This window comes from Halomonas sp. SCS19, assembly GCF_040147015.1.
Taxonomy (GTDB): Bacteria; Pseudomonadota; Gammaproteobacteria; order Pseudomonadales; family Halomonadaceae; genus Halomonas; species Halomonas litopenaei.
This window is the reverse complement of the sequence record NZ_JAMSHN010000001.1, coordinates 1,207,721-1,225,926: the sequence shown is the minus strand read 5'-3', so window position 1 is coordinate 1,225,926 and position 18,206 is coordinate 1,207,721. Positions and strand designations below refer to the sequence as shown.

Below are 18,206 nucleotides of genomic sequence, written 5' to 3'. Positions count from 1 at the left end.
AGTCCGCTCAAGGGTCGGGTCGAGAGGCCAGACACTCGACCGACGCCTCGCTATACCCGGCAGCTCGACGTTGAGCGCCACAGGCTCCCTAGTCCGTCGAGGTGGTCCCGGGTGGCGGGCAACTGGGCCCCCAGTGACTCGTGCAGACGAAGGTAAAGCGGCGTCAGCAGCGGATTGCGCTCGCGCTCGGCGCATTCGTTGTCGATGTAGTAGGCACGCCGGGTACCGCAGTAGTGGATGGTGTCGCTCACCGGCTGGAAACGAAAGCCGGACAGGGTCAACAGCCGCGCCAGGGGAGGCTCCATCAGGGCGTAGAGGTGTCGCCGTGCGGTCAGGCCGGCAAGGGCGTGGGCGCTCAAGAACAGGCCGGTGACGATCAACGGAAATGCCTGGCGTTCCTCCGGAGGAAACTGTACCGGCAGCGTTTCTTCGCCCTTGCTTGGGGCCCGGAAAAGCCGCGAGATCGCCAGGCGAGAAATTTCGGCGATCTGGCGCCCGTCGTGCTGTCGCGGATGTAGCGAAGGCGCCGTGAAGACGCTGCGGGTGGCGTTCATCACCGGCAGGTCATCCGGACGATCGACGGGGGGAAATACCAGTCGCACGCAGCCCGCCGCGAGACCGCTTGAGCGATGTTCGACCAGGCAGTGGATGGCCTGTTCATCGAAGTCATCATGCTCCTGTTGCTTGTCACTGTCGCCTGGCAGGGCGTATTGAAGCTCACGTAGAAAGACGTCATGGCGCAGCGAATAGACCCGCTCCCTGTCCGCGACCGTCTTTACCAGGATCACCCGGAACTGGTCGGCGAACTGCTCCAGCAGGCGCTGTTGCCGGGATGGCCTCTCGGTGTCTGCTGCTGGCATGGGGGATCACCTCCGTGTTGTTATAGCCGGGCCGCAAAGGCCCGGCGGGCGCCCGGCTCCCTGCACCAGTACACCCTGTCTATGATAATACCCATTCAATATGCACTAGTTTACCGAATCGATGTCGATCACTGGATCGAAGGCGAAGACCTCTTTGAAGGGCACAGGACGGCCCAGGTGATACCCCTGGCCATAGGTGATGTTGTAGGACGACAGCAGCGGAATCAGCGCCTCCTGGTCGACGAACTCCGCCACGGCCTGTTTGCCGAAGCCGGTGGCGATGTCCGACACCGCCTTGACGATGACGCGGCTGTCGGGATTGGTCGCCAGGCTGCGGATGAAGGAGCCATCGATCTTGATATAGTCCACCGGCAACTGGCCCAGATAGTGGAAACTCGAGAAACCGACGCCGAAGTCGTCCAGCGCGGTCCGACAGCCTAGATCACGGACGCTCTGCAGCACCCCGCGGGCGGTGGAGAAGTCGGTGACGGCGGCGGTCTCGGTGACTTCCAGCACCAGATGATGGGGATCGGCCTGACTGACCGTCAGCAGGTTGGCCAGGTACTGCTTCAGCCCTTCGTCGTGGAGCGACTGTCCGGACAGGTTGACCGCCAGGCTGATGCCCTCGAGCCTCGCCAGGGCATGCACGCAGTGATGCAGCACCCAGCGATCGATGGCCACGATCTGGCCGGAATGTTCGGCCACCGGGATGAATCGTGCCGGTGATATCAGGCTGCCATCGTCGTCGCGCATGCGCAGCAGCACCTCGTAGTGGCGGATCGAGCGATCCTCCAGCCGCACGATGGGCTGCACCATCAGCACGAAGTCACCCTCCACCAGGGCTCGGCGAATACGGTCGACCCAGTAGACACGCTCGTTGAGCTCATCCCGGGCGTTTTCCAGAGTGGCCAGCAGGTGCCAGCGTTGCAGGTTGCTGGCCTTGGCCTTGTACATGGCCACGTCGGCGCTGGCCATCAGGTCGGCGGGGGTGGCGCCCTCGGTGGGGAAGGGGACGATACCGATGCTCGCAGTGACCCGGTGGCGACGTCCTTCGGCGACGAACCCGAGGCTCTCGAACAACTGGTTGAGGTGCTGGGCGACGCGGATCGCGTGGTCGTCGTCGACCCCAGGCAGCAGCAGGGCGAACTCGTCGCCGCCGAGGCGCGAGATGACCCCTCGGTGGGCGTACTCCTGCTGCAGCAGGCGGGCCACGGTATGCAGCATGCGATCCCCGGCATGATGGCCGCTGAGCTCGTTGACTTCCTTGAACTGGTCAAGGTCCAGCAGCATGACCACGCCCTGCTCGTCTCGGGCCAGGGCCTTGCGCAGCGACTCCAGGAAGAAGCGACGATTGTAGAGCTCGGTCAGCGGATCACGCTCGGCGAGCCAGGTCAGTCTGGCCTCGGCGGCCTTGCGCTCGGTGATATCGAGTCCCACCGATATGCGTGCCAGGGAGGCTTTGGCACCGCTCTTCAGCGGGCTGTGGTACCAGATGATGGTGCGTGGCTCCCCATCGGGAAGGGTCAGGGTGCGTTCTTCCTGATGCAAGGTCTGGCTGGGCTCGCTGTCCCCCGGGCCTGCGCCGAAGATGTCGTCGAAACGACGCCCCAGCAGTTCCTGGGAGGGGCAGCCGAGCTGGTCCTTGAGGTAGTCGTTGACCATGTCGATGCGCCCCTCTTCGTCCAGCGTGAGGATATGCACCTGGGCGGTATCGATCAGATTGCTGACAAAGTCCCGCTCCCTGGCCAATTCATCGATACGACGTGCCAGCTCATCCCCCCGCTGAGCCACCTGGCGCTGCAGGCGCTCGAGCTTGTCGGCCAGGGTCAGGGTGCTGGATTCCAGCACGTCGATCTCGTCCGGCAGGCGACGTGGCGCCAGCGGCAAGGCTTCGCGCGCCTGGGAAAAGCCACCACTGGCCAGCGGCGGCAGCACCGAGGCCACCCGGCGCAGTCGAGCCATGGGACGCAGCAGGATCGCCAGCAGCAGGAGTTCGGCAGACAGCCAGCCAAACAGACTGGCCATCATCTGGGTCCGGGTATCGAGCTGGATGGCATGGATCTGGGTGGTGATGTCCGAGATCAGCACGAAATAGGCGGGTGCACGAGCCCCGGAGGACGAGGTCAGCGGGACGGCGGAAAGCTCGAGATGACGTCCCTGCTGTTCGAGGCGCAGGGGTTCCTGCGCCAATGCCTCGAGGGAACCTTTTCGGCTTGCCTGGTGCAGCAGCGGCAGGCTCTGTGAGGCGTTGGTCACCGCCTGTACCCGTCCCTTCCAGCCGTCCAGTCGACGTGGTTCAAAGGCGGCTTCGGTGGCGCTGGTATCGACGCTGATCAGGGCGACCTCGCTGGTGGATATCTCGCGAGTCTGGCGGGCGACGTCCGCCAACGAGCGAGACAGCAGCAGGGTGCCTGCGCTGCCGCCGCTGGCCAGTATCGGGACCACGGCATACTGGCGGCACTCGGGAGAGCACTCGAGCGGCGACAGGGGGAGCTCCCGGGACATGACGCTTTCCACCCAGCGCCGATAATGAGGCGGCGGCGACTGGCCTGGTTCGAGCCCCAGCGACATGACCGCACGGGTGCGATCATCGTAGACCAGCATCTGTTCGATACCCGCCTCCAGCTGGAGCGAGGGCCACAGTGAGGCCAACGCAGGGGACAGCGCCTCGGGCGGTGACGGCGGGGCCCCCTGCTCCAGCGCAGGGCCCAGGTCGGGCGAGGCCGCGATCAGTCCCGCCAGCTGCTGCAACCCTTTTTCCGAACGGCGGATGGCGAACTCGAGCTCACGCTGCTGGCGCTCGATCTGCTCCTGGCGCGTGGCGGTGAACTGACGTGTCAGGTTGGTGTGAGACAGGTAGGTGAACAGCACTGCCAACGCCACCAGCAAAAGGCTGGTGAGGGTGACCACTCGCCATGTGAGGCCCAGGCGAAGGCGCTCGGGGCGTGACGGGCTGGTAACCGGCATCAGAACCTCAACGAGAGCTGGAAGAGCCACATGTTCCAACGTCGCTCGGTGTCTTCAGGATCTGGATTATCCTGAACCGGCAGCCAGGCGGTCCCGTCCACATAGTGATATTCGCCCGCCAGCATGACCCGTGAATGGGGCTGCCACTGTAGACCGAAGGTCCAGTCATTGGCGTACTGGGAGTGGGCCGGACCACGGCCTTCGCGTTCGTAGTCGGTGCCGTTGCGGTCGTCGCGGTCGTTGACCAGGCTGTCGTAGCGGACCAGCCAGCGCCAGTCGTCGAGGAAGCGCCGGCGATATTGCACGTACCAGCTTTCACCCTGGTTCTCGTTGTCCTCGAAGGCGTCGAAGCCGGTGAGGCTGACGTCGCGCAGCGCGTACTCCGCGGTCAGGCTCCACAGCTCGGCGTTGTATTGAGCAGAGAAGATCCACGGCTGGAAATCGAGCTTGCCGTCTCCGGGAAAGGCACCGGGGGAATCGTAGTCGGCCTTGACCGAAGCCGCGCTGACGGCAAATACCATGCGACCGCCGTCGTGTTCGTAGCGCACCTGGCCTACCGCCGAGGTGTCGGCGTCGAAGGAGCCGGGTAACACATCGAGACCCAGCACCTCTTCCACATCGTCATCCACCTGCGCCTGGCCGACACCCAGCTGGGCATGGATCACGCCGTTGTCGATGCGCTCTTCGTGGTAGAGGCTGACGCCGTCGGCAGACAGCCCCAGGGAACGGGTGCGGTCGAAATAGATCGACTGTGGCAGCAGAATGCTGGGTCGGGTAAAGGCCACGTCCCGGGTCTGGTTGTAGAAGCCGAAGGGATTCTTGAAGCGCCCGACCTGAATGCCGAAGGTGCGATCCCGGTCGGACAGCATCTGCCAGTCGACGATACCGTAGTCGAGTTCCACCGAACCGTTGTCGACCTCGCCGGCGCGCCGGCTCAGGGCCTGGGCGGCCAGCAGCAGGTTCTCGGTGGGTCGGATGGAGGCGTTGATGCCGAGCTCCGTGTAGTCCCAGCTGCCGCCACTATCGCTGCTGTCGCCGAACATGTTGTTGTCGTCGGTGATCACCAGCGCCTGGCTCAGAAAACCGTGCACCTGGAAGGTGTCCAGGGGGGACGCCTGTGCGGTGGACACCAGCAGCAGCGGCACCAGCAGCGAAGGCGCCAGCAGCCCCAGGCGGCAACCCACCGACCTAATCCCTGGCAATGGCTTGGACGCGCTCATCCAGATACTCCCTTTCGATGTAGCCGATGGCTCCGGGGGTGGTGGCCACCGTGTCGATCATGTCTTGCTGACTGCGCACACGATGTGGCGCCTGCCCGGTACCCGAAAAGACGATGCGGTCCCAGGCCAGCTGCAACTGGTGAGGATAGACAGACAGCCATTCCTTGACGAAGGTGGCGTGGACGGGGTCGTCACTGGCCAGGACGTACACCTCCGCGCCTTGCCCGCTGGGCCAGGTGCGCAGGCGCATGGCAAAGATCGCCCGCAAGGTATCGCGGTCGAGCTCGTTCAGGGCAAGGCCAGGATGAGAAATGACCACCACCTCGTCTGCGGTCTTTCCCCACGCAGCCGTGCTGGCCAGCCCTCCGGAGATCAGGACCGTCCAGATGCAGAACAGGAGGCGAAGAGATAACCGACGCATCAACGCAGCCTCTCTGCAGCCTCGATGGAGGACAATCGCCACCTGGAGAGTGGCATCCACTGTGTCATAGTGCTCCGGATTCCCTGCATGGCTTCCTTGCGACGTCGCATTTCTTGGGCTTGGCCGCAGAAAAACGCTCTTTATAGGTAGATAGCCAGATGTCGTTACGCATCAAATGCGCCCAGCTTGTGCATTAACAAGCTTATCCTAAGGTGAGTCACTGTGGGGGAAAAGAGAGGTAGTAAAGAGTTTATGCCACCAACGCAAGGCGATGTGGTGCTTGCGAAGGTGGCATGGCAGAGAGAGGGACGGCCGGGATTCAGCCCTGAATGGCGAAGCTGGCCTGGTTCAACCACAGGTGCGCCGCGACGCTGGCGGCGTAGCCCAGCGCGATCACCGGGGCCCAGCGCAGGTGGCCCATGAAGGTGTAATAGCCGCGTGCCTGGCCCATCAGCGCGACGCCAGCAGCGGAACCGATCGACAGCAGGCTACCACCGACGCCAGCGGTCAGGGTGATCAACAGCCAGTGGCCGTGGGACATCTCTGGCTCCATGGTCAGTACCGCGAACATCACCGGAATGTTGTCGACCACCGCCGAAATGACACCGAGCGCGATATTGGCCCAGGTCGCGTCCCACTGGTTGTACATCACGTCAGACAGCAGTCCGAGATAGCCCATGAAGCCAAGACCGCCAACGCACATGACGACACCATAGAAGAACAGCAGGGTGTCCCACTCAGCCCGGGCGACCCGGTTGAACACATCGAAGGGGACCACGCTGCCGAGTTGCTCGAGCTTCTTCCAGTCGCCCTTCTGGGTATAGACGGTGCGCTTGCGATCCAGCGACTTGGGCAGGCTCTTGCGCAGATAGAAGCCAAAGAACTGCAGATAGCCCAGTCCGGTCATCATGCCAAGCACCGGCGGCAGGTGCAGCAGGGTGTGGCAGGCAACGGCGGTGGCCACCGTGAGCAGGAACAGGACGATGATGCGGCGTGCCCCACGCTTGAGCTCCACCGTCTCCTCGAGGCTGTCCGGGGTGCGATTGTGGATGAAGAAGCTCATCACCACCGCCGGGACCACAAAGTTGATCAGCGAGGGAATCAGCAGTTCGAAGAACTCCTGAAATTCGATCAGGCCGGCCTGCCAGACCATCAGGGTGGTGATGTCGCCGAAGGGGCTGAAGGCGCCACCTGCGTTGGCTGCGACCACGATGTTGATACAGCAGAGATTGATGAAGCGCTTGTCACCTTCGGCCACCTTGGTCACCACCGCACACATCAGCAACGCCGTGGTCAGGTTGTCGGCGATCGGCGAGATGACGAAGGCAAGGCCGCCGGTGAGCCAGAACAGGGTGCGGTAGCTGAAGCCTTTCTGGACCATCCAGGAACGCAGGCCATCGAAGATCCGGCGCTCGTCCATGGCGTTGATGTAGGTCATCGCTACCAGCAGGAACAGCATCAGCTCGGAGAATTCCAGCAGCGTCATATGGAAGGCATGCTCGGCCTCATCCGGCATACCGGATTGCACGTAGGTCCAGCCGATCAGCGCCCAGATAAGGCCTGCCGCCACCAGCACGGGCTTGGACTTGCGCATGTGCAGCTTTTCTTCCGCCATCACCAGGGCGTAGGCCAGCACGAAGATGGCCACCGCCAGAAAGCCGGCGAAGGAGCCGGTGAGGTCGAGTTCTCCGGTCACCGCCTGGCTGGCTCCCGCCAGGGTGAGCCCCATCAACAGCAGAGCGGCGAGGACGAGCCAGCGACCCGGTCGTCGTATCCTCTTGTTGTCATAATTATGCATGACGATGTCATCCTGAAAGTGAATGAGAAAGGGAGAAATCGACGTCGAGACTACCACAGCGTTTTGCACTGCAATATGCTGCCAAAGGCGCGCTGGAATGCACCTTTGGTAGGAGTAGTGAGGCCCTGTCCGGTTGTCGGGGCAAGAATCTGTGCTAGTTGATGCCGGCGGTGCTCATCTCGGCAGGTTCTGTGGCATCATGCTCGCCTGGAGAGCCTCCGGGAGCTCCATCTTCAGTTTCAGCCAGGCGCCTGCTCCATGTTTCTTGATGACTACCACTCCTGCGTCGATGATCGCATCGTGATTTCCGCTGACCAGGCGAGCCGCTTCGCCAAGTGCATAGCCGGCGACTTCAACCCCATTCACACACCGGGCGCACGGCGGTTCTGCGTGCCGGGCGACCTGTTGTTCGCTCTGGTGCTGAAGCGTTTCGGACTGTCGCCGCACATGAACTTTCGCTTTCTCGCCATGGTGGGGGCGGATCGGGCGCTCAGTTTTCGCGAGGAAGGCGACCGGGTGATACGGGTGCTGGACGATGACGGCAAGTGCTATCTGGAGGTCGAACGGCGCGGAGAGGTGACCTTCGACGAGAGCGTCGTCGAAGCCTTCACGCGCTGCTACGTGGCGTTTTCTGGAAAGAACTTTCCTCACTACATGAAGCCGCTGATGGAAGACTGCGGTGTCATGTTCAATCCCAAGCGGCCGCTGGTGATCTACGACAGCATGGGCTTTTCGCTGACGCGACTGGATGCGCTGGCGCCGGCGTTACGGCTGCTGGATTCCCGCCTGGAGGTCATCGGCAAGCGCGGTGACGTGCACCTCGAGTTCGCCATCGACGCCGCTGGAGAAAGTATCGGTCATGGTGGCAAGAAGCTGGTGGTCAGTGGCCTGTGTCCCTATGACGCCGAGGCCATGGACGACATCGTCGACCAGTTCTACCAGTTGAAGCGGGATCACGCCGGCACTCCCTGCTGAGTCCGGGCCGGACCTGACGGCCGGCTGCTGGTATCGCCGGCGTCGGGAGCGACACCTTCTTCATGGGCAGGCAGGCACCTTTCGTACCAGCCAAGCCCTAGGCGCTGCCCGAAAAGTCGACGAGCGAAGGTTAGACAAGGCAAAAATCGGTGAGAAAGCGCAGTTTACGGGGTGTAAATGAGCATTTTGACCGGGCTGGCGCACCAGCCGATTTTTAACGCCGTATTACCGAGCGCAGGCACTTTTCAGACAAGCCCTAGCCCAGCAGCCCCCTGACCAGCCCCAACGCCAGAAACGCCAGCACCAGTGCCCACACCGGCAGCCGCTTCAGCAGCACGAATCCTGCCACCACGATCGCCACGTCGAGGGTCGAGACGATGGCGCTTTGCCACACCGGATCGATGAAGGCGGCCCCCAGCAGCCCGACCACAGCGGCGTTGGCACCGCTCATGGCGGCCCTCAGGCGAGGGCGACGGCAGAGCCGTTGCCAGGCCGGCAACAGCCCGATCACCAGCAGGGCCCCGGGAAGGAAGATGGCGACCAGCGCCAGGGCGCCCGCCCACACGCCGCCGGCAACGCTGCCCAGATAGGCGGCGAAGGTGAACAGCGGCCCCGGAACAGCCTGAGCGGCGCCGTAGCCAGCCGTAAACTCCTGAGTCGAGACCAGCCCGCGGCCGACCACCTCGGCGTCCAGCAGCGGCAACACCACATGGCCCCCGCCAAACACCAGTGCGCCGGCGCGATAGAAACCGTCGGCCAGCGTCGTCCAGGCGTTGGGCGAGAGCCAGTGCAGCAGGGGCAGCCCTCCCAGCAGCAGCGCGAACAGCACCAGGGCAACGGGACTCGCCCAGGACGCCAGCGATGGTGCCGGCACGCCAGCGTCGTCGGTCGACGTTGACGTCGCGCCTTCCAGCAGCAGGAGACCTGCCAGGGCTCCCAGCACGATGACCGCCACCTGGGCGCCGATGCCGCCGACGACCAGCATGATGGCAAGCGCCACCAGCGCCATCCCGGCACGCGGAAGATCCGGGCAGAGGCTGCGGGCCATGCCGGTCAGGGCCTGGGCGACGACCACCACGGCGACCAGCTTGAGCGAGTGGATCAGCGCTTCGCCAAGGGCGCCGTCCATGGCACCGGCACCATAGGCGAAGGCCATCATCGCCAGTGCCGAGGGCAGGGTGAAGGCGAGCCAGGCCAGCAGGGCGCCGACCAGGCCGCCGCGGATCAGTCCGATGGCAAGCCCCACCTGGCTGCTGGCCGGGCCGGGAAGAAATTGGCACAGCGCCACCAGTTCGGCGTAGGCGGATTCGCTCAGCCAGGCTCGGCGCTTGACGAAGACCTGATGGAAGTACCCCAGATGAGCGACCGGACCGCCGAAGGACGTCAGCCCGAGGCCAAGGAAGGTCAGAAAGATATCCAGGTGGCGTCGCGGCTGTTGTCGGAGGGGTTGTTGCGATTGTTGAGGGCTGTGTTCCATGACGTCACCGCGAAAAGTGGCAGTCCAGTCTGGCACCTCGAGGTGACAGTGAAATGAAAGGAGATAACGGAAGGCAGGTGGCATGGACAGGGGGCGTCATGCCCCCTCTCTGTCTGCGCTCTGTCTCCACCCTATCTCAACTCAATCTCCACTCTATCCCCAGTCTGGCCGACTGGCCCTTCGGCCAGGGCCCCATCCCGCCAGTGAGCCAGCGCCGGTACTTTTCAGGCAAGCCTTAGGCGCTGTCCGAAAAGTCGACGAGCGAAGGTTAGACAAGGCAAAAATCGGTGAGAAAGCGCAGTTTACGGGGTGTAAATGAGCATTTTGACCGGGCTGGCGAACCAGCCGATTTTTAACGCCGTATTACCGAGCGCAGGCACTTTTCAGACAAGCCCTAGCGCAGGTAGAGGCGGCCCTGTTCATACAGACTGCGGCAGTCGCTGGCGTCGTGGAAACGATCGGCTTCGATATTGCCGCTGGCAACGCCGGGGCCGGCGAAGCGAGGATCATCGCACTCACCGTCGTGGCTCCACTGGCTGCCGTCGTCGCCCCACTCGATCTCGCCACCGACGTAGCTGCTCGATGCGCTGGCAGAGGCGCCGGCCGACGCTGCGCTGCTGGTGGACAGCGACTCGGATACCACCAGGGTCGCGGGTGCCAGCTGGCCGCTGCCATCGTAGCTGCCGACCCAGACGTTGTAGTTGCCGCTGGGGGGCGAGGTCAGTACCACCGCCGGATCGGTGCCGTCGGCGTCATCGCTGCAGTGCCAGATGCCGCTGGCGTCGTAGACCACCAGGGTGGTATCGCTGGCCGAGGTGGCGGCGATCTTCAGCGGATAGCTGCCGGCGGTGTAGTTGATGTCCACATCCGGAGCCTCGGCGTTGACGAAGCCGGCGCAGTCGGCGCTGACCACACTGGCCCGGGTATTGCCGCCGGCCATCACGTCGAGGGTCTGGGGATCCGGCTGGAAGCCGGCGCTCAGGGTCAGGGTGGAATAGACCGGAGCGGCGGACCAGTCGAGCTGCTGGGCCACGGCAGGCTTGCTGGTGGACATGCCGGCGCAGGCGGTGGTCAGCAGAGGAAGCGCCAGAATGAGGGAGGTACGTGCAAAGGGGGGCATCGGATGTCCTTGGATGAGCGTTGGATGGCGACGGGGCGAATGAGACACCAGGTCAGTCGAACGAGGGGGGCAGTCGAACGGACGGACGACATGACAAGAGCGACGCCCGAATTTCAGCGCACGCCCGGTCCTTAGCATAAAAAACCTGGATATCGGATACCACTTAATAAGCACTCACTAGCTCTGGGCGATAGTGCTGTGCTGAATCGGCGCATCAGGCTGAATCAGCAAAAAGTACGCTGAAAGTGTGTTCTACAGGCGTGGTACTGTGATTCATGGAAATTTGAGAGCAGGCGATGGCGTCGGGGGTTCTTCGTAATGGGCCCGCGCAGGGCACCCGGGAATCCGGTTCGGTCTTCGCCAGCACTCGACGAGACCGTCATCTTCCCGACACGCAGAGGATGCTGCCGATGGATACCCCCCGTACGGAGCGAATCTCGATCTACCCCTTGACCACCCGCGTAAGAGTGGACGTCGAAGGCCAGGTCCTGGCCGACACCCTGCACGCGCTGGAACTCACCGAACCGGGCTACCCGCCACGTCTCTACCTGCCTCGCAGCGACGTCGACATGAGCCGTCTGGTGGAAAGCGACACCCGCACCCACTGCCCGTTCAAGGGTGACGCTCGCTACTTCCATGTGGAGGTCAACGGCCGCCGTTACGAAGATTCGGTGTGGAGCTACGAGCAACCCCTCGATGGCGTCCAGGCGATCCGCGCCCACCTGGTATTCGATCCCAGGGTGGCGACCGCCAGCGTCGAATCCTGAAGAGGGGCCGCTTGGCGATAGAGAGCCCTGTCAGGCGGTCAGGCGGTCAGAAACTGGTCAGCACAGCTCCAGCGGCACTTCCTGGGCCTCGAAGGCCAGCAGCCATTGCTTGCGCCCCATGCCACCTGACGATAGAGAGCCCTGTCAGGCGGTCAGGCGGTCAGGCGGTCAGGAACTGGTCAGCACAGTTCCAGCGGCACTTCCTGGGCCTCGAAGGCCAGCAGCCATTGCTTGCGCCCCATGCCACCTGCATAACCGGTCAGACTGCCATCACTGCCGATGACCCGGTGGCAGGGCACCACGATGGCGATGGGATTACGTCCGTTGGCCGCGCCCACCGCCCGGTGGGCTCCCTTGCGGCCGAGTCCTTCGGCGATCTGGGCGTAGCTTCGGGTCTCGCCGAAGGGGATCTCCGACAGCGCCTTCCACACCTGACGCTGGAAGTCGGTGCCCAGGGGATCCAGCGGCAGCGAGAAGCTCTGGCGTCGCCCCTGAAAGTAGTCATCAAGTTGTTCGCGGCAGGCGCGAGTGTGCTCCGAGGGGCGAGTCGTGATGGTCTCGGCCCGGCCGACGTCGATAAAGTCGAGTCGGGCGACGCCGCCAGCGGTAGCGGCGATGACGATGGCTCCCAGGGCGTCGACCTCGGGCGGATGGTAGACCTCGAGTCCAGCGAAGGCGTCGAGACAGGCGATGGGATCAAGGGTCGTTGTCATGGTCATGACTCCAGAGTTGCAGCAGCAGATAGCTGCGCCAGGGGCGGGCCTTGTCGATGTCAATGCCGATGTCGCTGTCGCCCCCAGCCAATGAAGGGGGGGACAGGACGCGTCGAATCACGGCGTCACCGGCGAGCCAGACATCGGGATCGCTTTCGCCCCTTAGACGGGCGTAGCCGGCGGTCCAGGGGCCGATGCCGAGAATGTCCTCCCAGTGCGGAGGCTTGCGCTCGTCACCTGCCACCGCCTCGGCCAGGCGTCGAAGCGTCTGGCGTCGGCTGTCGGGCATGCCGAGAAAGGCAAGCGGCGAGCCTGCCAGCGACGCCGCGCTCGGAAAGTGGCAGCCACCGTCCGGGGTCCTCTCGCCGAGGGCATCGACCAGCGTCTGGGTCAGGGCGCGCGCCTGGACGAGGCTGACCTGCTGGCCGAGTACGGCGCGAACGGCAGCCTCGAAGGGTGACCATAGCCCAGGCAGGCGCAGGCCTTCCACCAGTGACAGACCGGGAGCCGCGTCGCGCAGGGTCGCGTCGATCAATGAGGGGGTAGCGTCCAGGTCGAGCATGCGCCGAATATTGGCGATGACGCCGGTCACCTGATTCAGATCGTCGATGACCAGTTCGACACGAAAGCCATGGCGTTCGGGCTGATGGAAGGCGGTGAAGTGCCCACGGGCGCTACGCCAGCAGAAACGTCGGCCATAGTGATCGTCGCCGACCCACTCGAGACCGCGGATCGCTCGGCGGGCGAAGAAGTCGCGCAGCGTGGCGAAGGCGTAAGGGGGGCGATAGCCGAGGGTCAGGCTCAGGCACTGGCCGAGCCCCTGCCCTGTGTCCTTGCGCGTGCTGGTGCTCGACACGCGCCGGCGAATATCACGGGGGCTGAGTCCGATGCGCTCGCGGAACACCTCGTTGAAGCGTCGTACGCTGCCGAAGCCGCTGGCCAGCGCGACCTCGCCGATGGTCAGGCTCGATTCATGCAGCAACTGTTTGGCGAACAGACAGCGACGATGCTGCGCATAGCCCGATGGCGTAATGCCCAGGTGGCGCTGAAACAGCCCTCGTAGATGGCGAGCTCCGATACCGAGCCGTGCGGCCAGGGCCTCGACCGAGTCACCATCCAGTGCGCCCTGGTCGATCAGCGCAAGCGCTCGCTTGAGGGTGGTGTCACTACCTTGCCAGGCAGGCGAGCCGGGGGCGCTGTCGGGACGACAGCGCAGACACGGTCGGTAACCCGCCTGGAGCGCGCCCAGCGCACTTTCGTAGTAGCGCACGTTGTCTTCCCGCGGCAGTCGCGCCGGACAGATGGGCCGACAGAAGATACCGGTGGTCAGCACCGCCACGAAGAAGCGACCGTCGAAGCGTGGGTCCCGGCTGAGCCGGGCACGTCGCAGCGTCGCGAGGTCAAGCGTCATGGGGTGGGATGCGCGGGCGCCTGATGCGTGGCCCGGGGCGCCTGGCTGGCGGGTGGCGTTCAGGTTGGTGGACGGCGCAGGCATGTCCCTCTCCCAGACGGTATGCTTGAGGACAAGTCTATCGCGTCCTTGTCCCCACAATGGCGGAAATCGGCACTCACTGGAAGATCGTTGTCCCCCCCGCACAGGAGAACCGCATGTCGCTACCCTTGACTCGCCACAATCGTCCGCGTCAGGTGCTTGACGCCATCGAGGCAGCCAATACCGGTCTCAGGGAAGACGACCGGCAGGCCAAGTTCGACAAGATCGCGGCCTCGCCCTACGCCTTCTTTCGAGGCACCAATCATCTGTACTGGGCCGATGTCTGGCATGACTGGCGCTTTTCGCTCTACGGCGGTCAGGTCGACACCCAGACCTGGTTGCAGGGTGACGCCCACGCCTTCAACTTCGGCGCCTATGGCCACCACGATGACCACGTGCGCTACGGCATGGACGATTTCGACGACTCGCTGATCGGTGACTATCAGTATGATCTCTGGCGCCTGGCCATCAGTCTGGTGCTGGACGCCCACGACAATCAGGGTCTTTCGCCCAAGGCGCTGCGCCGTGGTCTCAAGCACCTGGTGCTGGCCTACCATCGGGAGCTTGCCGACCATCGCCGAGGCGAGACCCCAGGGTACGTCAATGTGGAGAGCGCCAAGGGGCCGCTCAAGCCGTTCATGCAAAAGGTCGAGCGCAAGAAGAGTCGGGCCAAGATGCTCGACAAGTGGACCCGGCTCGACGATGACGGCCGCCGGCTCGAGCGTGAGGGCAAGCTGTCCAACCTGCCTGCCCACCTGGACAGCCAGTTGCGCAAGGCCATCAACGAGGAGTATCGCGATACCCTGAAAGGCGAGCGCAGCGAGTCCGAGGACGAGCACTTTCGCATCAAGGACACCGCGCGGCGTCTGGATGCGGGCACCGGTTCACTGGGACTGGACCGTTTCTACGTGCTGATCGAGGGTGGCAAGGACCACGAGCACGACGATGTCATTCTCGACGTCAAGGAGCAGCCTGGGCCGGCCGGACTGGTGCTGATGAGCGAGGCCGGCAAGCGCGCCTGGAAGGCGACCTTCCCGCATGAGGGCATTCGCCATGCCGCCGCTTTCCACGCCATCGCCGAACACCCGGATATCTACCTGGGCTGGCTGCACCTGGGCGACAAGGTGTTCTCGGTGCGCGAGCGCTCGCCCTACAAGGAAGACTTTCCTACCCACAAGCTGAAGGGCGGCAAGGACTATCGCCAGCTGGTAAAGCAGTGGGGTGGCATCCTCGCCCGCGAGCACCTGCGCGGCGCCGCTGCGCTGACGCCGGACGATCCGGGCCGTTTTGCCCGGGCGGTGGGCCGGCGGGTCGACGGTCACCTCGATCAGGTGGTCGAGATGGTGACCACCCTGGCGCACAGCTACGCGCGTTGTGTGGCCCAGGACCATCAGACCTTTGTGCAGTCACGCAAGGATCGGCAGTGATGCCTGGCCTGGCTCAGGTCTGCTCGCCCGGCTCCAGCGGCTCGCGGGCAGGGCCTCGATAGACCCGCGCCAGGGTCCGCGTCATCAGCTTGCGCGACAGACCGGGCACCAGGCGCATGCCAAGGGTGGCCAGGCGTGCCTGGCGGGTCGGCACGATCAGGTAGTCACCCTTGTGCAGTCCCGTGAGGGTATCGTCAGCGATGGCGTCCAGGCTGGCCTTGGGGATGGACAGGGTCTGGGCGCGATTTTCCGGCGTCCGGCCCTGTTCCAGGGTGTCGACCATGGGCGAGTCGAACTCGCCGGGGCACACCAGCTGTACCCGGATGCCCTGGGGTGCGAGCTCGTAGTAGAGCGACTCGGTCAGTCCCACCAGAGCGTGCTTGCTGGCGCAGTAGGGGGTGTAGCCAAAGACCCCGGTCAAGCCCGCTACCGAAGCGATATTGATCAGCCAAGCCGCGGGGGCATTGCCCTTGTGTCCGTGCTGGCGCCCGCCTTGGGCCGCCAGGAACGGCAGCGCCGCCCGAGTGGCGTTGAGCGGGCCGAAGTAGTTGACCTCCATGACCTCGCGAAAGTCCCGCTGGGTCAGTGTCTCGAAGTAGCCCTCGCGCATTACCCCGGCGCAGTTGATCAGACCGTCGATGGCGCCGCTTTCGGCGGCGATGGCGGCCATGGCCTCCTGCGTCGCGGTTTCACCGGTGACGTCCGCCACCCGGCAGTCGACCACCGCCGCCGGCGACTCGCCTCGCAGCGTCTCGAGCGCGGCAAGCAGGCGCTGTTCGTTGCGGGCCACCAGGGTGACCCGCGCGCCCTCGCGTACCAGCCGCTGTGCCAGCGCCAGGCCCAGACCCGAGGAACCTCCGGTGATGACGAAGTGACGATGTTCGAACATGGTGACTCTCCAGCCGCCAGCCTGTCATGGCAGTCTGACAAGCGTGGCCTCTTGTGGATGGTGGTGGTCGACGGTGTGCCAAACGCTCTCGGTGATCAGGATGCCTGTCGCCAGCGGCAGGGGATCGGGAAGGCCTCGAGGCGGGCCTTGAGAGAGGAGAGATCGACATCGCCCGGCACCCTGATCTCCGCCACCAGGCCGAGGGTCGCATCCTGGCATGCCGTGATGCGTGCCACCCCGGACCCCAGTTCGGCGTCGGCGATCTCGCCATACACCCGGGTGACCGCGTCCTGGCGTAGGGCCGGCTTGAACACCTTGCCCACCGCCGTCAGCGGAATGCTGTCGAGGATCCAGATGTTCTTGGGGATGGCGGCCTTCTCGGCCAGGTGGGCCTGACAGTGGCTGAGCAGGTCGTCCTCGTTGACCTTGCGACCCGGTTGCAGGCTGACGTAGGCCACCGGCAGTTCGCCGACCCGGTCGCAGGGCTTGCCCACGGCAGCGGCCATCTGCACCGCGGGGTGGCGGTAGAGCGCGTCTTCGATCATCTGCGGATCGATGTTGTGCCCCCCGCGGATGATCAGGTCCTTGGCGCGCCCGGTGATCCACAAATAGCCGTCGGCATCCTGGCGGGCCAGGTCGCCGGTGTTGAACCAGCCATCCTCGACCCAGATGTCGCGGTTCTGTTCGGGCCTGGAGTAACCGTCGAAGACGTTGGGGCCGCGGATCAACAGTGTCCCGATCTCGTTGACTGCACAGTCGTGCAGGTAGCGGCCCTGGTCGTCGAGGGCGACCACCCGGGCACCGGTATAGGGCAGCGCCAGGCCCACCGATCCGGTGCGACGCTCGCCTGCGAGCGGGTTGGCCATGCTGCCGCAGGTGCCTTCGGTCATGCCGAAGCCCTCGATCAGCGAGATGCCGGTCAGCTCCTCGAAGTGGCCGTGGACTGCCCGGGGCAGGGGCGCGCCGCCACTCAATGCACTTTCGAGGCTCGATACCTCGGCGTCACCGAAGGGCACCTCGAGCAGGCGAGAGAAGATCGCCGGCACCGCACTGAAGAAGCTGACCCGGTGGCGCTCCACCAGCGACCAGAAGTTGTCGACCAGGCCGGGGCTGCGGAAGCCGCCCGGGGTGGCCAGCAGGATCTCGGCGCCGATCATCAGCGGCACCAGGCCGGTGATCAGCACGGCGTTGACGTGAAACAGCGGCAGGCCACAGAGGATCACCGCGTCCTCTCGGTGGCGAAACAGCATCTGCATCATCGCCGCGTTGGCCACCTCGTTGGCGTGGCTATGGGGTGCCAGCTTGGGCAACCCGGTGGTGCCCCCGGTGTGGAACAGCGAGGCGCGCTCCTCGGGGCGAATCCTACGTTCATTGATGAGCCGATCGGCGGGGGCCCGATCGAGGCAACGGTCGAAGTCCTCGCACCAGTCGGCGGCGTCGGGCAGCGGCAGACGTTCGCGCAGAGCGCGGGCTTCGTCGTCGCCGAGAAAGCGCGCGGCATCGACGTACAGCACCTTTTCGAGGCTCGGTACCCGGTCCTTGATGGCTTCCACCTTGTCCCAGATGTCGCTGCCCGGAAAGGGCGCCAGCGCCACCAGCACTCGGGTGCCGGCGGCGTTCATGATGCCGGCGATATGCTCGGGCTCCAGCATCGGGTTGATCGGGTTGACCACGCCGGCCGCCTCGCCGCCCCACAGGGTGAAGTGGGTCTGGGGCAGGCTCGGCAGCAGAAAGGACACCACGTCGTCTGCGTCCACGCCGAGGCGGTGAAAGGCGTTGGCAGCCTGCACCACACGGGCAAGAAACTCGGCGTAGGTGTAGCGCTGTCCCTGCTGCTGGGCCGTGGCGTCCATCACGAAGCGCAGCGCGGTGGCGTCGGGTCGGCGCCTGGCGCTGATCTGAATCAGCTCGAGGGTGCTGTCGGGCAGCTCCAGCGAGGCCCAGGGGGTTGCCTCGATGACCTCGATGTCGGCGCGATCGCGAATCGCCGGAAAACGACTAATTCGCTCGAGGTAGGAGGGCAGGGGCGAGGCGGCGGCGGAGGCGGTGTCGATGGTCATCTTGGTTTCTCGAGGCGTCG

14 protein-coding genes are annotated in these 18,206 nt (G+C 64.6%); 3 read left to right on the top strand and 11 right to left on the bottom strand.

The window, feature by feature from the left end; translation table 11 throughout:
• Positions 1-50: 50 nt before the first annotated feature.
• The 5 genes from NFH97_RS05100 to nhaD form a co-directional block, all read right to left on the bottom strand.
• Positions 51-860: a PEP-CTERM/exosortase system-associated acyltransferase gene (locus tag NFH97_RS05100; protein WP_052704270.1), complete on the bottom strand. Its 810-nt coding sequence runs from the start codon at positions 858-860 to the stop codon at positions 51-53.
• Positions 861-965: 105 nt separating this feature from the next.
• Entirely contained in the window at positions 966-3,827 is a 2,862-nt protein-coding gene (locus NFH97_RS05095; RefSeq protein WP_349624519.1) for a bifunctional diguanylate cyclase/phosphodiesterase, read from the bottom strand.
• Entirely contained in the window at positions 3,827-5,047 is a 1,221-nt protein-coding gene (locus NFH97_RS05090) for a putative porin (protein WP_231498440.1), read from the bottom strand. The genes NFH97_RS05095 and NFH97_RS05090 overlap by 1 nt, the downstream gene beginning before the upstream one ends.
• Positions 5,016-5,528, bottom strand: a complete 513-nt coding sequence (locus NFH97_RS05085) for a substrate-binding domain-containing protein (RefSeq protein ID WP_231498441.1) — start codon at positions 5,526-5,528, stop codon at positions 5,016-5,018. The genes NFH97_RS05090 and NFH97_RS05085 overlap by 32 nt, the downstream gene beginning before the upstream one ends.
• Positions 5,529-5,787: 259 nt before the next feature.
• The gene (gene nhaD / locus NFH97_RS05080; protein WP_045991758.1) at positions 5,788-7,266 is read right to left on the bottom strand and encodes a sodium:proton antiporter NhaD; all 1,479 of its coding nucleotides are present in this window, start codon (positions 7,264-7,266) and stop codon (positions 5,788-5,790) included.
• A gap of 258 nt (positions 7,267-7,524) precedes the next feature.
• Here nhaD and NFH97_RS05075 point away from each other — a divergent pair, with 258 nt between their 5' ends.
• Positions 7,525-8,241: a DUF3581 family protein gene (locus tag NFH97_RS05075; protein ID WP_045991757.1), complete on the top strand. Its 717-nt coding sequence runs from the start codon at positions 7,525-7,527 to the stop codon at positions 8,239-8,241.
• 256 nt (positions 8,242-8,497) lie between these two features.
• Here the strand turns inward: NFH97_RS05075 and chrA are convergent, their stop codons facing one another.
• Together chrA and NFH97_RS05065 are read right to left on the bottom strand one after the other, a co-directional pair.
• Positions 8,498-9,718, bottom strand: a complete 1,221-nt coding sequence (gene chrA / locus NFH97_RS05070; RefSeq protein ID WP_349624518.1) for a chromate efflux transporter — start codon at positions 9,716-9,718, stop codon at positions 8,498-8,500.
• Positions 9,719-10,112: 394 nt separating this feature from the next.
• Positions 10,113-10,838 (bottom strand): hypothetical protein, encoded by a 726-nt coding sequence (locus NFH97_RS05065; RefSeq protein WP_052704305.1) that lies wholly within the window; start codon positions 10,836-10,838, stop codon positions 10,113-10,115.
• A gap of 410 nt (positions 10,839-11,248) precedes the next feature.
• Here NFH97_RS05065 and NFH97_RS05060 point away from each other — a divergent pair, with 410 nt between their 5' ends.
• On the top strand, positions 11,249-11,605 hold the full coding sequence (locus tag NFH97_RS05060; RefSeq protein WP_045992174.1) for a DUF427 domain-containing protein: 357 nt from the start codon (positions 11,249-11,251) through the stop codon (positions 11,603-11,605).
• 179 nt (positions 11,606-11,784) lie between these two features.
• Here the strand turns inward: NFH97_RS05060 and NFH97_RS05055 are convergent, their stop codons facing one another.
• Together NFH97_RS05055 and NFH97_RS05050 are read right to left on the bottom strand one after the other, a co-directional pair.
• The gene (locus tag NFH97_RS05055) at positions 11,785-12,318 is read right to left on the bottom strand and encodes a methylated-DNA--[protein]-cysteine S-methyltransferase (RefSeq protein WP_349624517.1); all 534 of its coding nucleotides are present in this window, start codon (positions 12,316-12,318) and stop codon (positions 11,785-11,787) included.
• Entirely contained in the window at positions 12,302-13,813 is a 1,512-nt protein-coding gene (locus tag NFH97_RS05050) for a DNA-3-methyladenine glycosylase 2 family protein (RefSeq protein WP_349624516.1), read from the bottom strand. Before NFH97_RS05050 ends, NFH97_RS05055 begins: the two co-directional genes overlap by 17 nt.
• A gap of 113 nt (positions 13,814-13,926) precedes the next feature.
• Between NFH97_RS05050 and NFH97_RS05045 the strand changes: the two genes are divergently transcribed.
• Positions 13,927-15,237: a DUF2252 domain-containing protein gene (locus NFH97_RS05045; RefSeq protein WP_045992173.1), complete on the top strand. Its 1,311-nt coding sequence runs from the start codon at positions 13,927-13,929 to the stop codon at positions 15,235-15,237.
• Between the two features lie 13 nt (positions 15,238-15,250).
• On the opposite strand, the gene NFH97_RS05040 is transcribed toward NFH97_RS05045, so the two are convergent.
• Both NFH97_RS05040 and NFH97_RS05035 read right to left on the bottom strand, forming a co-directional pair.
• Complete coding sequence (locus tag NFH97_RS05040; protein WP_349624515.1) at positions 15,251-16,126, bottom strand: SDR family NAD(P)-dependent oxidoreductase; 876 nt, start codon at positions 16,124-16,126, stop codon at positions 15,251-15,253.
• Positions 16,127-16,221: 95 nt separating this feature from the next.
• The gene (locus NFH97_RS05035) at positions 16,222-18,186 is read right to left on the bottom strand and encodes an acyl-CoA synthetase (protein WP_349624514.1); all 1,965 of its coding nucleotides are present in this window, start codon (positions 18,184-18,186) and stop codon (positions 16,222-16,224) included.
• Positions 18,187-18,206 lie beyond the last annotated feature (20 nt).